We start from the raw sequence: 16523 nt of genomic DNA, 5'->3' as shown, positions 1-16523 counted from the left end.
CTTCAGGGACGGCGACCGGTATCAACCCATGCGGTGGTGCAGATCACCCAGCACGATCAAGCTACCCACCACCATCAGCACCAGGATCAGGCTGGTGAACAGCAGCAGATAGAGGTCGTGGCGGTGCGAGCGACCCAGGCTGATATGCAGAAAGCAGCGCAGGTGCACCAGAAGTTGCAGCAGCCCCAGGCCGAAGATGACACCCAGGGTGGTCCCGCGCGGCCAGGTCGGGAACAGCACCAGGCCGATGGGGATCAGGCTCAGAGTCACCGCCAGCACCAGGCCGATCACATAGCTCGCCAGTTCGCGGCGATAGTCGTCACGCTTCATGGCAACAGCCCCTGCAGGTAGACCACCGACAGGATGGCGACCCAGACGATATCGAGAAAATGCCAGAACAGCCCCAGGCGCATTAGCCGGGTCTTCACCGGCGTATCCAGGCCGAACACCCTGAGCTGCACCAGCATCACCACCAGCCACAGGCAACCACTGGCGACGTGCACCCCGTGCATGCCTACCAGGGCGAAGAAGGCCGAGAGAAAGGCGCTGCGCTGGGGCAGGGCGCCCTTGTCCGCCATGCCGAGGAAGTCGTGCACCTCCAGGCCGAGGAACACCAGCCCCAGGGCCAGCGTCACCAGCAGCCAGGTCACCAGGGGCCGCAGGCGACCCTCGTGGTACTTCATCGCCAGCGACGCCAGGCCGTAGGTGAAGCTGCTGGCCAGCAGCACCAGGGTCTGGACGGTGACACTGCCGATCTCGAAGACGTCCCGGGCCACCGATCCCCCGGCGGTGGCGTGCTGCAGCGTCGCATAGATGGCGAACAGCAGCGCGAACACCAGGGCGTCGCTCATCAGGAAGATCCAGAAGCCGAATAGCGAGTATTCGGCCTCGGCGTGGGTTGCGTGATCGGTGTGACCGACGTTTAGGCCGGCGTGGTTCATATCACGCGAACTCATGGCCCAATCTCCGCCAGGCCACGATTGCCCGGCCCGGTTTCCTCGTCGCGCGTGACGGGGCGGGTCGCGGCGACCTCATCCAGCCAGGCCTCATGCTCGCGCCGAACGTCCGCCGCCGAGATCAGTCGCTCGGTATCGCGCTGGAAGCTGCGGGCGATCACCGCGCCCCAGGCCGCCAGCAGCCCCAGTACGGCCATCCAGCCGATGTGCCAGACCAGGCCGAAGGCACAGGCGAAGCCCGCCACACCGACGATGGCCGGTACGGCGCTGTTCCTGGGAAGCACCAGATCGGCATAGGTCCGCGGCCGGTCGTAGGCCAGGCCCCGTTCCTTGAGCCAGGTGAAGGGGTCGCGGTCGTTGATCGGCAGCGGCACGGCGAAGTTGTACTCCGGCGGCGGCGCGGCGACCGCCCATTCGAGGGTCCGGCCATTCCAGGGATCACCCGCTGGCACCCGCGCACTGTCGCGGCGCCGGATGCTCACCACCAGCTGAATCACCAGGCTGCCCAGGGCGGCCAGCAGCACCACCGCGCCGAGTTCGGCGACCCACAGCAGCGGAGCGAAATCGGGGTTGTGGATCGCCTGGCTGCGCCGCGGCAGACCGGAGACGCCCAGCACATACAGGGGCATGAAGGCGAGGATGAAGCCCAGGCCGAAATTCAGCGCGGCGATGCGGCCCCAGCGCTCGTCGAGGCGAAAGCCAAAGGCCTTGGGAAACCAGAAGTGGTAGCCCGCCAGCATGCCGAACAGCATTCCCGGGATCAGCATGTTGTGGAAGTGGGCGACCAGGTAGACGGTGTTGTGCACCTGGTAGTCCACTGGCGGCGTGGCCAGGGTGATGCCGGTGAGGCCGCCGATCACGAACAGCATGATGAACATCACCGCGTAGATCAGCGGCGTGGTCAGGCGGATGCGACCGCGGAACATGGTCGCCATCCAGTCGTAGATCTTCACCCCGGTGGGAATGCCGATGAGCATGGTAGCGATGCCGAAGGCGGCGTTGATCGTGGGGCTCTGGCCCATTGTGAAGAAGTGGTGCAGCCACACGGTAAAGGACAGCACGGCGATCACCAGGGTGGCCCAGACCAGCGAGTGGTAGCCATAGAGCCGCTTGGTGGAAAAGGTGGCGAAGACCTCGGAAAACACCCCGAAGGCCGGCAGGATCAGGATGTACACCTCCGGGTGGCCGAACAGCCAGAACAGGTTGATGTAGTTCATCAGGTTGCCGCCCTGGGTATTGGTGAAGAAGTGGAAGTCCAGGTAGCGGTCCAGGGCCAGCAGCAGGGTGGCCACGGTCAGTGGCGGCATGGCGAAGATCATCAGGATGCTGGTGCATAGCGCCGTCCAGCTGAACAGCGACATATGGAACAGGCGCATCCCCGGCGCCCGTTCCTTGTAGAGGGTGACCGCGAAGTTGAGGCCGGTGAGGGTGCTGCCCAGAGAGCTCAGGGTCAGCGCCCAGATCCAGTAGTCGGGGCCGACGCCGGGCTGGTATTCGATGCCGGTATAGGGCGGGTAGCCGCTCCAGCCACCGGTGGAAAAGCGCCCCAGCACCAGGGACACCATCACCAGGGCGGCACCGGCCACGGTCAGCCAGAGGCTGATGGCGTTGAGCAGGGGAAAGCGCACGTCGCGGGCGCCGATCTGCAGCGGCATGACGAAGTTGATCAACCCGGTGAGGAAGGGCATGGCGACGAAGAACACCATGATGGTGCCGTGGGTGCTGAACAGCTGGCCGAAGTGTTCCGGCGGCAGGTAGCCCGGCGCATCGATGGCCAGCGCCTGCTGGGTACGCATCATCACGCCTTCCACTACGCCGCGGCTGAACATCACCAGCGCCAGCACCACATACATGATGCCGATGCGCTTGTGGTCCAGGCTGGTGAACCACTCCTGCCAGAGATAGCGCCATTTGCCGAGCCAGGTGATCACCCCGGCCGTAGCGAGGGCGCCGAGGATCACCACGCTGGCGCCGCAGGTAGCGATCAGGCTGTAGAAGGGCAGGGCGTCGTAACCCAGGCGGCCGAACAGCAGGTGCCAGAGGGCCGAGGAATCAGTCATGGGCGGCTCCGGTAAAGGTGGCACAGGTGGGTACCGGGTCCTGGCGATAGCGCGCCAGCACCCAGGCGAACAGGGCGGGTTGGGTCAGGCGCCACTCGGCGGCCTGCTCCAGGGTGCCGGGGCGGGCCAGCACCTGGTAATGGGCGCAGTCCAGGGCTTCGCGGGCCTGACCGACCTGCCGGGTCCAGGCCTGGAAATCCGCCTCCGCCAGCACCCGTATCGGGAAGTGCTGGTCCTGGAAACCTTCGCCGCTGTACTGGGCATTGCGGCCCTCGAACTGGCCGGGCGCCGGAATCTGCAAATAGCGCTGGGTCTGCATGCCGGCCATGGCGTAGATCTGGCCGCCCAGGCGCGGCAGCAGCAGGGATTGCATCACCGTATCGCTGGTGAGCCTGAGCTGTACCGGCCGCCCCGCCGGCAAGACCAGCTCATTGACCGTGGCGATGCCCTGTTCGGGATAGAGAAACAGCCACTTCCAGTCCAGGCCGATCACCTGGACCTCCAGTGGCGCCTCGCCGGGCGTCGGCGAGCGATAGGGGTCCAGACTGTGGGTGCGGGTCCAGACCAGGAAGGCCAGCACCGCGACGATCAGCGCCGGTACGCCCCAGGCGAAGACGTCCAGCAGCCAGGAAAACTCCCAGCGTGGCCGGTAGGCGGCGCGCGCGTTGCCGTGGCGATAGCGCCAGACGATCAGCGGGGTGAGCAGGATCACCGGCAGCACCACCACCAGCGCCAGGCCGACGATCCACAGCAGCAGGTCGCGTTCGCCGCTGGCGGCGAGGCCGGCCGGGACGAGAAAGCCATGCTGCAGCGGCGAACAGCCCGTGAGCGAAGCGGCGAGCACCAGGCCGGCCAGCGTCCGGACGGCTGAGCGGTGCCGAGAGGTGCTCCCCGGACGAGGAGTAGAAGGACGCGATATTCGCGCTAGGGACATGAGCGGACCTGACCGTAACCAGTTGTTGCAGCCAACAGACCGCCCAAGGGGACGCGACGTTCACTGGATACTGGCGCTTGGCCGCTTCTGTTCAGGACAGGGGCGCCTGCATGGCGCGGATTAGGGCTGTTCGGTCTTCCACTGGCCGAGCAGGATGGCGACGAATTTTTCCGCGGCGGGCGACAGCGAGGCCCCACGGCGCGAGACCAGGCCGAGGGTACGGGTCACTTCCGGATCGGTGAGGGGCACGCTGACCAGGGTCGGGTGGTCGGCGTCCGGCATGGCCAGGCTGGGCATGGCCGAGACGCCGAGGCCGGCTTCCACCATGCCCAGGGAGGTGGACAGGTGCTGCACCTCGTAGAACCACTTGGGGCGGATGCCGCGCGCGGAGAGGGCATGGTCGAGCAGCACCCGGTTGCCGCTGAGGCGCCCCACGCCGATCAGCCGGTGCTCGACCAGCTCGGCCCAGCTGATCGAGGGGCGCCCGGCCAGTTCGTGATCACGCCGGCAGGCCAGCACGAATTGCTCCTGCACCAGGGGGACGAATTCGATGTCCGGATGCTGGCCGCTGAGCATGTTGATGCCGAAGTCGGCCTCGCCGCGCAGTACGGCCTCCAGGCCGTCGTTGGCGCTGAGGTCCAGCAGCCGGATGCGGATCTTGGGGTATTGCTCGTTGTACTGGCGGATCACCGAGGGCAGGAAGTAGAAGGCCGCGGTGGGGATGCAGGCCAGGGTGACTTGGCCGGTCTGGCGCTCGGCCAGTTCGCGGATGCTGAGGATGGAATCCTCGAAGTCGTCCAGCAGCCGCCGCGCCTTGGGCAGGAAATCGCGGCCGACGCTGGTGAGTCCGACGCGACGAGTGGTGCGTTCGAGCAAGGGCGTGCCCAGGCCGTCTTCCAACTTCTTGATGCGTCGGCTCAGGGCCGGTTGCGACAGGTGCAGGGCGTCGGCGGCCTCATGGAAGCTGCCCAGTTCGGCGATTTTCACGAAAGATCGAATGTCTTGTAGCTCGTAGTCCATGATTGCCCTGCCTCGGAACCTCGGCGTAATTGATTATCCAAGTGGAATAATAGTGCTGATATTTGCATTGGATAGATTTATATCCGGCTGCCAATCTTGCCTGCAGAACATCAATAACCGCTATTGATCAACAAGAGTCAGCAGTCATGCAACGTATTCCCTGCGTTCTCATGCGAGGCGGCACCTCCAAGGGTCCCTTCTTCCTTGCCAGCGACCTGCCCAGCGATCCCGTCCAGCGCGACGAGATGCTGATCGACCTCATGGGTGCCGGTCACGAACTGGAAATTGACGGCATTGGTGGCGGCAGCCCCCAGACCAGCAAGGTCGCCATCATCAGCCCGTCCAGCCATCCCGATGCCGACGTGGACTATCTCTTCGTCCAGGTGATGGTCGCCGAGCGCCGCGTCGATACCGCGCCCAACTGCGGCAACATGCTCTGTGCCGTGGGTCCCTTCGCCGTGGAGCAGGGGCTGGTCGCCGCTGAAGACGGCAAGACCCTGGTGCGCATCCGCAACCTCAACACCAACAGCTTCGTCGATTCGCTGGTGCACACGCCGGGCGGCCTGGTGCGCTATGAAGGCGACACCGCCATCGACGGCGTGCCCGGTACCGCCGCGCCGGTGCAGCTGACGTTTCTTGACGCCGTGGGCAGTAAGACCGGCAAGCTGTTTCCCACCGGCCAGGCTACCGATGTCTTCGACGGCGTGCCGGTGACCTGCATCGACATGGCCATGCCGATGATGATCGTCGACGCCCGCCACCTGGGCGTGACCGGCAGCGAGCGGCCGGCCGAGCTGGACGCCAACACGGCGCTGCTGGCGCGGCTGGAAGCCCTGCGTCTGCAGGCGGGTCGGGCCATGGGCCTGGGCGATGTCAGCGGCAAGGTGATCCCCAAGCCGGTACTGGTGTCTGCACCCCAGCACGGCGGCACCCTGCAGGTGCGCTATTTCATGCCGCACAGCTGCCACCGCGCCCTGGCCATCACCGGTTCCATCGGCCTGGCCACCGCCTGCGTCACCGCGGAAACAGTGGTGATGGCGCTGCTCGGCGAGTCGACGCGTGACCTGACCCACGTCCGCCTGGAGCATCCCAGCGGCGGGATCGACGTCGTGCTGTCGCGCGGCGGCGCGGACGGCACTACCATCCAGGCCTCGGTCGTCCGGACCGCGCGCCGCCTGTTCGCCGGCCACGTGTACGCGCCCACCGCGCGGAGGCTTGCCAGCTAAGCGATATCCCCCAACCACCAGCGCATCCGCACAACTTCAATAAACGGTGATGCCCCATGAAACTTGCCAAATCGCTGTACTTCCAGATCCTCTGCGCCGTGGTCCTCGGGGTGCTGGTCGGTCACTTCTGGGCGCAACAGGCCGTCGCGCTCAAGCCCCTGGGTGACGCCTTCATCAAGCTGATCAAGATGATGATCGCCCCCGTGGTGTTCTGCACCATCGTCACCGGCATCGCCGGCATGACCGACAAGAGCACCCTGGGTCGGCTGATGGGCAAGACGCTGCTGCTGTTCCTGGTGCTCACCGTCATCAGCCTGTTCATCGGCCTCGGCGCGGTCTATCTGTTCCAGCCCGGCGTAGGCATGAACATCGATCCCGCGACCCTGAGCACCGCCAGCATCGCCCAGTACACGGCGTCGGCGGCCAAGCTCAGCGTGGTGGACTTCTTCATGCACATCATCCCGGACACCTTCATGGGGGCGTTCAACAAGGGTGAGGTGCTGCCGGTGCTGTTCATCGCCGTGCTCTGCGGCTTCGCGCTGTCCGCCATGGGCGAGCGCGGCCGGCCGGTGCTGGATGTGCTGGAGTCGGCGTCGCAGATGGTCTTCCGCATCTTCGGCTACCTGATGCGCTTCGCGCCGGTGGGTGCCTTTGGCGCCCTGGCCTTTACCGTCGGCCAGTACGGCATCACCTCGCTGGGTTCCCTGGCCAAGCTGATCGCCACCCTCTACATCGCCTGCGCTTTCTTCGTCTTCGTGGTGCTGGGCGCGCTGTGCCGCTCGCGCGGCTTCAGCCTGTGGAAGCTGCTGCGCTACTTCCGCGAGGAATTCCTGGTGGTGCTCGGCACCTCGTCCACCGAGCCGGTGCTGCCGCGCATGCTGCAGAAGCTCGAAGGCCTGGGCTGCAAGAAGGGCGTGGTCGGCCTGGTGCTGCCCACCGGTTACTCCTTCAACCTGGACGGCACCGCCATCTACCTGTCGCTGGCCGCGGTCTTCATCGCCCAGGCCTGCAACATCGACCTCACCATCGGCCAGACCCTGACCATGCTGGCGATCATGCTGCTGTCCTCCAAGGGTGCGGCAGGCGTGACCGGCAGCGGCTTCGTCGCCCTGGCCTCGACCCTCACCGTGATCCATGACATTCCCCTGGCCGGTCTGGCCCTGCTCATCGGCATCGACCGCTTCATGTCCGAGGCCCGCGCCCTGACCAGTCTGGCCAGCAACGCCGTGGCCACGGTGGTGATCGCGCTGGGCGAGGACGCCTGCGATCGCGACAAGCTGATGCGTGCCCTGGCCAGTGGCAAGGCCGAACCCCTGGCGCTGCCCGAGGCCGCCGAGTGGACGGCACCGGACGCCCGTCCCCACGCCTGATCGTTCCAACCCCGCTACCGCTGCAGTCCCACCTCCGTGCCGTCAGCTGGCCGGAGGCGGGGATCGGCTGGCCCGCGTCTGGCCAGACCCACAACAAGAACAAGGGATATGCCTATGCTCGCGCTTCTCGGTCTGATCATGGTGGTGACCTTCACCTACCTGATCATGAGCAAACGTCTGTCGCCCATCGTGGCGCTCACCGTGGTGCCCATCGTCTTCGCCCTCATCGGTGGCTTCGCCCCCACCACCGGCAAGATGATGCTCGACGGCCTGAAGATGGTGGCGCCCTCGGCGGCGCTGCTGCTGTTCGCCATCCTCTTCTTCGGCCTGATGATCGATGCCGGACTGTTCGATCCGCTGATCCGCAAGATCCTCAAGCGCGTCAACGGCGACCCGGTGAAGATCGCCATCGGCACCGCGCTGCTCTCGCTGCTGGTGGCCCTGGACGGCGACGGCACCACCACCTACATGATCACCTGCGCCGCCATGCTGCCGCTGTACAAGCGCATCGGCATGAATCCCATGGTGCTGGCGACTGTCTCCATGCTCTCGCTGAGCATCATGAGCGGCATGAGTCCCTGGGGCGGCCCGGCCACCCGCGCCATCGCCGCGCTGGGGCTGGACGCCACCGCCTACTTCATTCCCATGCTGCCCACGGTGATCGGCGGGGCGGCCTGGGTGGTCTTCACCGCCTTCCTGCTCGGTCGCCGCGAGCGCGCACGCATCGGCAACGTTGCCCTGGAAAGCGGCGGGGCGGCGGGCGGCAAGTGCTATATCGAGGAGATCCTCGGTGACTCGCCGAACAAGCGCCCCCGCCTGGCCTACGTCAATCTGGTGCTGGTGATCGCGGTGATGACCGCCCTGGTCATGGGCGTGATGCACGCGGCCATCCTGTTCATGATCGGCTTCGTGCTGGCGCTGATGATCAACTACCCGCAGCTGGAGTTGCAGAAGGAGCGCATCCTGGCGCATTCCGGCAACGCCATGACCGTGGTGCTGCTGGTGTTCGCCGCGGGCATCTTCGCCGGCATCTTTTCCGGCACCAAGATGGTCGATGCCCTGGCCCAGACCCTGGTCGACTGGATTCCGCCGGCCTGGGGCCACTGGTTCCCGCTGGTGGTGGCCATCACCAGCATGCCGCTGACCTTCGTGCTGTCCAACGATGCCTACTACTTCGGCGTGGTGCCCATTCTGGCCAATGCCGCCGCGGCCTATGGGATCGATCCGGTGGAGATCGCCCGCGCCTCGGTGCTGGGCCAGCCGGTGCACCTGATGAGTCCGCTGGTGGCCTCGACGCTGCTGCTGGTGGGCATGGTCGACCGCGACATCGGCGATTTCCAGAAGGCCACGGTCAAATGGGCGGTACTGACCTCCCTGGTCATCACCGTACTCGCGCTGGCCACCGGCGCCATTTCCTTCTTCGTCTGACGCCGGCGGCCTGGCCCTTATTGCTGGGCGGGGATGGGCTTGAGACCGCTGTCCTGGATGGCCTTGGCGGCGTCCTTCGAGGCCAGGTACTGCAGCAGGGCGCGGGCCGCATCCGGGTGCGTGCTCTTGCTGACCACGGCGCCGGAATAGAGGGTCATCTTCTGCGCCTGGTCGGGGATCAGGCCGACGATGTCGATGCCCTGCACCGGCTTCAACTCGCTCAGTTGCTGGAAGCCCAGCTGTGCGTCACCGCGGGCGACGACTTCGCCCACCGGCTCGGCGGGGATCATGCGCGCCTTGGCCTTGAAGGCATCGCTCAGCTGCATGCGCGGGAACAGGATGTGCGACAGGTAGACGCCGCTGGCGCTGTCGGAATAGGCCACCGACTGGGCGTTCTCCAGGCTCTGCTTGAAGGCGTCCATGGTGGAGATGTCCGGCTTGGGCGCGCCCTTGCGCACCGCCAGGGCGATGAACGACTGGCCCAGGTCGACGCGGCTGTCCTTGAGCGCCTGGCCGTTGGCGACCAGCTTGTCCAGCGCCGAACCCACCATCAGCACCACGTCGGCCGGCTCGTTGCGGGCCAGGCGCTGGGGGATGGCCTGGGGCGTGTCGCCCATGGACGGCGCGGCGGCGATGTCCAGTTTCACGCCGGTGGCCTTTTCATAGGCCGGGGCGACTTCGCGGATGGCGCCCATGATGCCGCCCGAGCTCAGCACCGTGAGGGTGGTGACGGGTTGCGCGGCCAGCAGCGGCGTGGACGCCAGCAGCAGGGCGCCAAGGGCGAGGGTGGGCAGACGTCGAAACATGGTGAGGACTCCAGGGTGAAAAGACCGACGATAGACCGCGGGCAGGGCGGAAGCGCGTTAGTCCGAATGAAGAAAAATTTAATTTACCGGCCTGGGCGTTTTCCCTAGGGTGTCCGGTCCGCCAGACCGGGCGCCAGATCCAGAGGCCATCATGACCCAGGCTTTGGTCATCGAAGACGACGAGGTGACCGCCCACGCCATCGCCAGCGAATTGCAGGCGCAAGACTATCAGGTACGCTGGGAACGCACCGGCCGCGACGGCCTGGCCGCGGCCATCGCCGGCGGCCACGACATCATCACCCTCGACCGCATGCTGCCGGACTTCGATGGCCTGACCATCGTCAGCACCCTGCGCGGCCTCGGCATCGCCACCCCGGTGCTGATGCTCAGCGCCCTGTCCGATGTCGACGAGCGCGTTCGCGGCCTGAGATGCGGCGGAGACGACTACCTGACCAAGCCCTTTTCCCTGGTGGAGATGATGGCCCGCCTGGAGGCGCTGCTCAGGCGGCCGGCCGCCCAGTCCGCCAGCCACCAGTTGCGGGTGGGGGAGCTGACCCTGGATCTGATCGACAACACCCTGACCCGTGCCGGCGAGGCCATCGCCCTGCTGCCCACCGAATTCAAGATCCTCACCTACCTGATGCGCAACGCCGGGCAACTGGTGACCCGTACCATGCTCTTCGAGCAGGTCTGGGGCTATCACTTCGATCCGGGCACCAACATCATCGACGTGCACATGGGGCGGCTCAGACGCAAGATCGAGCGAGCGGGGCGGCCGCTGGTGCATACCGTCCGTGGAGCCGGCTATGTCCTCGTCGTCCCGGACTAGGCGCTGGCGCTCGGGCAGCAGCCGCCTGCTGGCGCTCTATGCGCTGCTCTTCGTGGCCTGGGGTGCGGTCTTCACCGGGGTGCTCTACTGGCAGATCTCCGGCTACCTGGGCGCCGTGGCGGAGCGCACCCTGCTGCAGCGGGCGCACTACTACGGCAAGGTGGCCGACGCCGACCTGCTGGGGGAGTTGCAGGCCAGCGAGGTCTATTCCATGCCCGGCATCGACGCCTACGGCCTGTTCGAGGCCGATGGCCGCTATGTCGCCGGCAACCTGGTCAAACTGCTGCGCAACCTGCCGGACGACGGTCGGGTGCACTACCTGCAGCGCGGCCTCAGGACCACCGACGCCCTGGACGAGACCCGCAGCAGCCACGCCTTTCTGCAGCGCCGCGCGGACGGCCGCATCCTGGTGCTGGCCCGCGATGGCGGTTCCATTTCGGCGGTGGGCGGCATCATCGGCCAGGCGCTGTTCTGGGGACTGTCGCTGACCCTGATTCCCGGGCTGGTGGGCTGGCACCTGCTGCGGCGACGACCGCTGCGGCGGGTGGAACGGCTGCAGCGCAGCCTGGAGCGGATCGTCGCCGGTCACCTGGAAGAACGGCTGCCGCTGTCGCCGCGGCACGACGAGCTGGACATGCTGGCCGACGCGGTCAACACCACCCTGGCGCAGCTGGAGCGCTCGATGCACGAGGTGAAGGGGGTCTGCGACGGCATCGCCCATGACCTGCGCACCCCACTGACGCGGCTGCGGGCGCGCCTGCACCAGCTGCAGCAGCTGCCCCTGGCCGAACCCCAGGCCGACAGCCTTGGCGAGGCGCTGGCCGAGACCGAGGCCATCATGTCGCGCTTCCAGGGCCTGCTGCGCATCTCCGAGCTGGAGGACACCCGACGGCGCATGGCTTTCGCGCCCCTGGACCTGGCCGCGCTGCTGCGCCAGGCCCATGATTTCTACGAGCCCCTGGCCCAGGAAAAGGCCCAGACCCTGCGCCTGGAACTGGGCGAGGCGTTACCGGAGGTGCAGGGCGACGCCGAGTTGCTGTTCGAGGCGCTGGTCAATCTCCTCGACAACGCCCTCAAGTTCGCCCCCGAGGGGGGACGGGTGCGGCTGGTGGCGCGCGGCGTCGGCCTGGCAGTGCGCATCGAGGTGATCGACGACGGCCCCGGCATTCCCGAAGCCGAGCGCGAGAGTGTGCTGCGGCGGCTCTATCGCGGCGATGCCAGTCGCCAGCAGCCGGGCTACGGCCTGGGCCTGTCGCTGGTGGCGGCCATCGTCCGCCTGCATGGTTTCAGCCTGAACATCGAGACGGCCGAGCCGCTGGGCGCCCGGGTGGTCATCACCAGCGCCGGCTGAGGCGCGGCTTCCTAAATTTTTCTTCACTTTCCTTCATTTGAGACCGGGGCAGGGCTCTCCCAGGATGGCGGGCCCCACTGCCATACCGGATCTGCCGCTCGTGAAACACCCCTTGCTCTGCCTCGGTCTCGCCGCCCTGGGTCTCGCCTGGCTCGGCCAGGTCGAGGCTGCGCCCGCCGCCAATGTGCTCATTCCCTCGCCGCCCCAGCTCTCGGCCAAGGCCTGGGTGCTGATGGATGCCACCACCGGCCAGGTGATCGCCGAGGAGGATTCCCACGAGCACCTGCCGCCGGCCAGCCTGACCAAGCTGATGACCGTCTATGTGGCGACCCGTGACATCCAGGCCGGCCAGCTCAAGGCCGACGACAAGGTCACCGTCAGCGAGCACGCCTGGCGCACCGAGGGCTCGCGGATGTTTCTCGATCCGCGCACCCCCGTGGCGGTGCACGATCTGCTGCAGGGCATCGTCATCGATTCGGGCAACGACGCCAGCGTGGCCCTGGCCGAGCACATCGCCGGCAGCAACGAGAGCTTCGCCAGCCTGATGAACGCCACGGCCCAGCGCCTCGGCCTGCACGACAGCCACTTCATGAATCCCACCGGACTGCCCGATCCCGAGCACTTCTCCTCGCCCTACGACATGGCGCTGCTGGCCCGCGCCATCATCCAGGACGAATCGGCCTACTATGAGCTCTATGCGAAGAAGTACTTCACCTGGAACGGCATCCGCCAACCCAATCGCAATCTGCTGCTCTGGCGCGATCACACCGTGGACGGCCTCAAGACCGGGCATACCGAGGCGGCCGGCTACTGCATGGTGACCTCGGCGTTGCGCGACGGACGCCGGCTGATCACCGCGGTCTTCGGCTCCAACTCCATCAACAACCGCGCGGCGGACACCCAGAAGCTGCTGACCTATGGCTACCGCTTCTTCGACAACCTGACCTTCGACAAGGCCGGCGTTGCCCTGGGTACCCCGGCGGTCTGGGAAGGTGCGCAGTCGACGTTGCCGGTGGGCGTGACCCAGGACGTAGTGCTGACCCGCCCCAAGGGTCAGCAACCGCCCGAGCGCCGTCTGGTGCTGGACGAGCCGCTGGTGGCGCCCATCGCCCAGGACGCCGTGGTCGGCCGCCTGGAGCTGCTGGAGGGTGACCGCATTCTGCAGACCCGCCCGCTGGTGGCCCTGGAGGCGGTAGAGCAGGGCGGCTGGTGGTCGCGCTGGCCGCAGCACCTTTACCGCCTGGTGCTGCACTGGTTCGGCCGGATCTGACCCGCGGGGGCGGACTCAGGCCTGCTGCAGCTGCTCACGCAGGAAGGCATTCATCCGCTCCAGCGTCCAGCGCACACCTGGCAGCACCCCGAGCATCTCGATGAAGCCGTGGATCATGCCCGGCAGCTCGTGGTACTCCACGGCGTTGCCGGCACCGATCAGCGCCTGGGCATAGAGGCGCGCATCGTCGCGCAGGGCGTCGCATTCGGCGCCGAAGATCAGCGCCGGCGGCAGGTCGGCGTGGGAAGGGGCATAGAGCGGCGACACGCGGGGGTCGCGGGTGTCCACGTCGCGCAGATACATCCCGGAGAAGTAATCCATCATCGGTCGGGTCAGCGGCGGGACCTCGGCATTCTCGATACGCGAGGGGTGATTCCAGGCTTCGGGGGTGTTGTCGACGCCGGGATAGATCAGCACCTGGGCCTGGAGCCTGAGCGGTCCCTCGCGCAGGTGCAGCGCGGCCATGGCCGCCAGGCCGCCGCCAGCGCTGTCGCCGGCTACGGCGACGCGGTCGAGATCGAGGTGCAAGGCGCTGCCGGCCTCGGCCAGCCAGTGCAGGGCGGCCAGCACATCGTCGGGGCTCGCCGGGGCCGGATGCTCGGGGGCGAGGGCATAGTGCACCGCCAGCACCGCATGGCCGGTGCCCAGGGCGATCTGACGACAGAGCGAGTCATGGCTGTCCAGGTCGCCGATCACCCAGCCACCGCCGTGCAGATAGACCACCAGCGGGCGGGGTCGATCGTCTTCCGCATAGGGGCGGTACAGGCGCAGCGGGATGGGGCCGAGGGGGCCGGGCGCGTTGAGCTCGTCCACCCGCGTCACCGCTGCCGGCGGCAGGCCGAGGGCGTGATTCAGCTGCACATAGGCGGCGCGCGCCTGCTCCGGGGTGAGGCTGTCCAGCGGCGGCTGCGGGTGGGCGGCCAGCTGCGCCAGCAGGCCGGCGACCTCGGGAGTGAGGCGCGCGAAGACGTCGGGCATGGGGCTTCTCCTGTGGTCCCGGGCGCCAGGATGGACGCCGGGTCGCCGCCAGCCTCGCCGGAGCGCTCGGGCGGGTCTATCGATCAGATGAACGATGGCGACCCGCGTTGGACCCCGGTTCGCGCGCGGCCGTTGCGCGGACGCGCGGGTAGCAGAGGGCGGCCTATCCTGCATCTGAACGATAGGCGCGCCGCAGCGGTACGGTAGACTCGGACCCAAGCCAGGCCCCGTCAGGGGGCCGGCATCCTACCCAAAGACAATCAAAACAATGGGGGTAGCATGGATCAGTCAGCCGTCGTTTCCTGCAGTGTGCCCAGCGCGGTGGTCGCGCGCTTCAGCCAGGTCGTCCTGGCGCTGCAAGCCCGCCTGCGTGGCGGGGCCATCACCGAATTCCATGCCCAGGCCCTGGAGCAGCTGCAGTGCCTGGTCGCCTTCGACAAGGCCTGGTGGGGAAATTCCGCCTGGCGCGACGGCGCCCCCGTGGCGCACAGCACCTTCCTGCTGGGGCTGCCGCGCAGCTATACCCGGGAATGGGATGCCCTCAAGGCCGACGACCGCGCCCTGGGTGACCTGCATCAGGAGCAGGGCCGCTGTCAGCTGTTCGATTGCCGGGACCAGACGGCCGCGCCGGCCCTGGCCGCCCTGGGGCAGCGGTATGGCCTGGCCCATGGCCTGCGCATCGTGCTCACCGACGACCAGACCCGCCTGGGCGTGCACCTCACGCTGTTCCGCGAAGATCCCGCCACGCCTTTCACCGCGCTGGAATGCCAACTGGTGGAATGGCTGATGCCCCACCTGCTGCATGCCGAGCGCGAGAGTTGCCTGCGCACCCTGGCGACCCTGAGAGACAGCCAGGGCAGCTTCGACGAAACGGCCCTGGCGGTGTGCGATCGCTATGGCGTGCTGCTGTCCATGGAGCCCGGCTTCGCCGCCCTGCTGGCGGGGGAATGGGAGGGCTGGCACGGCAATCGCCTGCCGTCCGCCTGTGATCCCCAGGGCACCTACCAGGGCCGCACCCTGCAGCTCGATGCCCAGCCGCTGGGCGATCTGCTACTGCTCAAGGCGCGCCGGCGCAGTTCGGCGGAACGCCTCAGTGCCCGTGAACTGGAAGTGGCCCAGTGTTTCGCCCTTGGCCAGACCTACAAGGAAGTCGCCCGCAACCTGGGCATGGCGCCGGCCACGGTCCGCCATCACCTGAGGCGCATCTACGAGAAGCTCGGCGTCAACCGCAAGGCGCAGATCGCGCAACAGGTCGCCGCCGCACCGGACTGATCCTCCCCTGATCCCTATGCCAAGACCGGGCGCTCACGCACCCGGTGAGGCCTCGCTCGCCCGCTCGAATGCCCTGAGGAATCCCGCCATGCCGTCTCTGCCCGGAATGCTGACCCGCGCCGCCGTCCTGTCGCTCGCCGCGCTGGCCGCCACTACCCATGCCACCGAAAAGGGCATGCCGACCACCGCAGCCGGGGTGCAGGACTTCGGCGCCGGCTTCATGCCGCCGTCGACGCCCGTCGGCACCTTCGGCATGCGCTTCAGCGACTACCAGGCACGGGTGATCAAGGACAGCCATGGCAAGGACGATGGCAACGATTTCAACATCAATGTCCTGGCCATCGGCCTGGCCTACCTGCGCATGACCGACCAGCAGCTGTTCGGTGCGCGCTACGGCTTCGGTGCGGTCTCGGTGTTCTTTCGCATGGACGCCGATCTCGGCATCAACGCTGGCGGCCAGCGCGTGTTCAGCGACAGCACAGAGCTGTTCCGTCCCGCCGACCTGCAGCTGATTCCGCTGATCCTCGCCTGGGAGCCGGCGCCCGGCGTCGGCATCAACACCCAGCTGTCGATCCAGGCGCCGACCGGCGACTACGACAAGAATCGGCTGGTCAGCCCCGGGACCAACCACTGGACGGTCTCGCCGATCCTCAACGCCAGCTACATCAGCCCGAGCGGACTGGAGCTGTCGTCCAGCTTCCAGGTCGACATCAATGCGCGCAACGCGGCCACCGACTATCGCAGCGGGGTGGAGTATCGCCACGAATTCGCCGTCGGCCAGCATTTCGGTCCCTGGACCGCGGGGCTGGGCGGCTACTACTACCGCCAGCTCAGCGACGACGACGCTCCCGGCCTGACCCGCGGCAACCGTGCCCGGACGCTGGCACTGGGGCCGGCGCTCAGCTTCTTCGATCCCTCCTCGGGATTGCCGGCCATCTGGCTGCACGCCTACAAGGAATTCGAGACGCGCAACCGGGCCGAGGGCTATACCGTGGCGCTGAAAATCGGCGCCAGCTTCTAGGG

At 67.2% G+C, this 16523-nt stretch carries 15 protein-coding genes; 8 read left to right on the top strand and 7 right to left on the bottom strand.

Annotation, left to right across the window (positions count from 1 at the left end):
- Positions 1-21 precede the first annotated feature (21 nt).
- The 5 genes from AABM56_RS12670 to AABM56_RS12650 all read right to left on the bottom strand — a co-directional run bounded on the left by AABM56_RS12670 (position 22) and on the right by AABM56_RS12650 (position 4970).
- Positions 22-330: a cytochrome o ubiquinol/quinol oxidase subunit IV gene (locus tag AABM56_RS12670; protein ID WP_133860762.1), complete on the bottom strand. Its 309-nt coding sequence runs from the start codon at positions 328-330 to the stop codon at positions 22-24.
- On the bottom strand, positions 327-956 hold the full coding sequence (locus AABM56_RS12665; RefSeq protein WP_133860761.1) for a cytochrome c oxidase subunit 3: 630 nt from the start codon (positions 954-956) through the stop codon (positions 327-329). The genes AABM56_RS12670 and AABM56_RS12665 overlap by 4 nt, the downstream gene beginning before the upstream one ends.
- A complete protein-coding gene (locus AABM56_RS12660; RefSeq protein ID WP_347883295.1) occupies positions 953-3016 on the bottom strand; it encodes a cbb3-type cytochrome c oxidase subunit I in 2064 nt (687 codons plus the stop codon). The genes AABM56_RS12665 and AABM56_RS12660 overlap by 4 nt, the downstream gene beginning before the upstream one ends.
- Positions 3009-3860 (bottom strand): ubiquinol oxidase subunit II, encoded by an 852-nt coding sequence (locus tag AABM56_RS12655; RefSeq protein ID WP_263259392.1) that lies wholly within the window; start codon positions 3858-3860, stop codon positions 3009-3011. Before AABM56_RS12655 ends, AABM56_RS12660 begins: the two co-directional genes overlap by 8 nt.
- 210 nt (positions 3861-4070) lie before the next feature.
- On the bottom strand, positions 4071-4970 hold the full coding sequence (locus tag AABM56_RS12650; RefSeq protein ID WP_133860758.1) for a LysR family transcriptional regulator: 900 nt from the start codon (positions 4968-4970) through the stop codon (positions 4071-4073).
- A gap of 146 nt (positions 4971-5116) precedes the next feature.
- Between AABM56_RS12650 and AABM56_RS12645 the strand changes: the two genes are divergently transcribed.
- The 3 genes from AABM56_RS12645 (at position 5117) to AABM56_RS12635 (ending at position 8994) form a co-directional block, all read left to right on the top strand.
- Positions 5117-6196, top strand: a complete 1080-nt coding sequence (locus AABM56_RS12645) for a 4-oxalomesaconate tautomerase (RefSeq protein WP_133860757.1) — start codon at positions 5117-5119, stop codon at positions 6194-6196.
- Positions 6197-6252: 56 nt separating this feature from the next.
- Entirely contained in the window at positions 6253-7566 is a 1314-nt protein-coding gene (gene dctA, locus AABM56_RS12640) for a C4-dicarboxylate transporter DctA (RefSeq protein WP_133860756.1), read from the top strand.
- Between the two features lie 114 nt (positions 7567-7680).
- A complete protein-coding gene (locus tag AABM56_RS12635; protein ID WP_133860755.1) occupies positions 7681-8994 on the top strand; it encodes a CitMHS family transporter in 1314 nt (437 codons plus the stop codon).
- A gap of 17 nt (positions 8995-9011) precedes the next feature.
- Here the strand turns inward: AABM56_RS12635 and AABM56_RS12630 are convergent, their stop codons facing one another.
- The gene (locus AABM56_RS12630) at positions 9012-9800 is read right to left on the bottom strand and encodes an extracellular solute-binding protein (RefSeq protein ID WP_133860754.1); all 789 of its coding nucleotides are present in this window, start codon (positions 9798-9800) and stop codon (positions 9012-9014) included.
- Positions 9801-9951: 151 nt separating this feature from the next.
- Here AABM56_RS12630 and AABM56_RS12625 point away from each other — a divergent pair, with 151 nt between their 5' ends.
- The 3 genes from AABM56_RS12625 (at position 9952) to AABM56_RS12615 (ending at position 13250) form a co-directional block, all read left to right on the top strand.
- On the top strand, positions 9952-10629 hold the full coding sequence (locus AABM56_RS12625) for a response regulator transcription factor (RefSeq protein ID WP_133860753.1): 678 nt from the start codon (positions 9952-9954) through the stop codon (positions 10627-10629).
- Positions 10607-11980: a HAMP domain-containing sensor histidine kinase gene (locus AABM56_RS12620; RefSeq protein WP_133860752.1), complete on the top strand. Its 1374-nt coding sequence runs from the start codon at positions 10607-10609 to the stop codon at positions 11978-11980. The genes AABM56_RS12625 and AABM56_RS12620 overlap by 23 nt, the downstream gene beginning before the upstream one ends.
- Before the next feature lie 100 nt (positions 11981-12080).
- Positions 12081-13250, top strand: a complete 1170-nt coding sequence (locus AABM56_RS12615) for a D-alanyl-D-alanine carboxypeptidase family protein (protein WP_347883294.1) — start codon at positions 12081-12083, stop codon at positions 13248-13250.
- Positions 13251-13265: 15 nt separating this feature from the next.
- Here the strand turns inward: AABM56_RS12615 and AABM56_RS12610 are convergent, their stop codons facing one another.
- A complete protein-coding gene (locus tag AABM56_RS12610; RefSeq protein ID WP_347883293.1) occupies positions 13266-14228 on the bottom strand; it encodes an alpha/beta hydrolase in 963 nt (320 codons plus the stop codon).
- A gap of 279 nt (positions 14229-14507) precedes the next feature.
- Here AABM56_RS12610 and AABM56_RS12605 point away from each other — a divergent pair, with 279 nt between their 5' ends.
- Together AABM56_RS12605 and AABM56_RS12600 are read left to right on the top strand one after the other, a co-directional pair.
- Positions 14508-15500 carry a helix-turn-helix transcriptional regulator gene (locus tag AABM56_RS12605; protein ID WP_263259390.1) on the top strand — a complete coding sequence of 331 codons (993 nt, stop codon included), beginning with the start codon at positions 14508-14510 and terminating at the stop codon, positions 15498-15500.
- 88 nt (positions 15501-15588) lie between these two features.
- Entirely contained in the window at positions 15589-16521 is a 933-nt protein-coding gene (locus AABM56_RS12600; protein ID WP_166655890.1) for a transporter, read from the top strand.
- The last annotated feature ends 2 nt before the right edge of the window (positions 16522-16523 follow it).

The organism is Pseudomonas aestiva, from assembly GCF_039908605.1.
GTDB lineage: Bacteria > Pseudomonadota > Gammaproteobacteria > Pseudomonadales > Pseudomonadaceae > Chryseomonas > Chryseomonas aestiva.
The sequence above is the reverse complement of the archived record's forward strand: the minus strand, read 5'-3'. Positions and strand labels throughout refer to the sequence as shown.

What these genes read in the sequence shown, in the direction of transcription:
- AABM56_RS12660 (WP_347883295.1), bottom strand. Translation starts at nt 3,016, where the DNA reads ATGACTGATTCCTCGGCCCTCTGGCACCTGCTGTTCGGCCGCCTGGGT.
- AABM56_RS12610 (WP_347883293.1), bottom strand. Translation starts at nt 14,228, where the DNA reads ATGCCCGACGTCTTCGCGCGCCTCACTCCCGAGGTCGCCGGCCTGCTG.
- AABM56_RS12645 (WP_133860757.1), top strand. Translation starts at nt 5,117, where the DNA reads ATGCAACGTATTCCCTGCGTTCTCATGCGAGGCGGCACCTCCAAGGGT.
- AABM56_RS12620 (WP_133860752.1), top strand. Translation starts at nt 10,607, where the DNA reads ATGTCCTCGTCGTCCCGGACTAGGCGCTGGCGCTCGGGCAGCAGCCGC.
- dctA (WP_133860756.1), top strand. Translation starts at nt 6,253, where the DNA reads ATGAAACTTGCCAAATCGCTGTACTTCCAGATCCTCTGCGCCGTGGTC.
- AABM56_RS12670 (WP_133860762.1), bottom strand. Translation starts at nt 330, where the DNA reads ATGAAGCGTGACGACTATCGCCGCGAACTGGCGAGCTATGTGATCGGC.
- AABM56_RS12665 (WP_133860761.1), bottom strand. Translation starts at nt 956, where the DNA reads ATGAGTTCGCGTGATATGAACCACGCCGGCCTAAACGTCGGTCACACC.
- AABM56_RS12630 (WP_133860754.1), bottom strand. Translation starts at nt 9,800, where the DNA reads ATGTTTCGACGTCTGCCCACCCTCGCCCTTGGCGCCCTGCTGCTGGCG.
- AABM56_RS12635 (WP_133860755.1), top strand. Translation starts at nt 7,681, where the DNA reads ATGCTCGCGCTTCTCGGTCTGATCATGGTGGTGACCTTCACCTACCTG.
- AABM56_RS12605 (WP_263259390.1), top strand. Translation starts at nt 14,508, where the DNA reads ATGGATCAGTCAGCCGTCGTTTCCTGCAGTGTGCCCAGCGCGGTGGTC.
- AABM56_RS12625 (WP_133860753.1), top strand. Translation starts at nt 9,952, where the DNA reads ATGACCCAGGCTTTGGTCATCGAAGACGACGAGGTGACCGCCCACGCC.
- AABM56_RS12650 (WP_133860758.1), bottom strand. Translation starts at nt 4,970, where the DNA reads ATGGACTACGAGCTACAAGACATTCGATCTTTCGTGAAAATCGCCGAA.
- AABM56_RS12600 (WP_166655890.1), top strand. Translation starts at nt 15,589, where the DNA reads ATGCCGTCTCTGCCCGGAATGCTGACCCGCGCCGCCGTCCTGTCGCTC.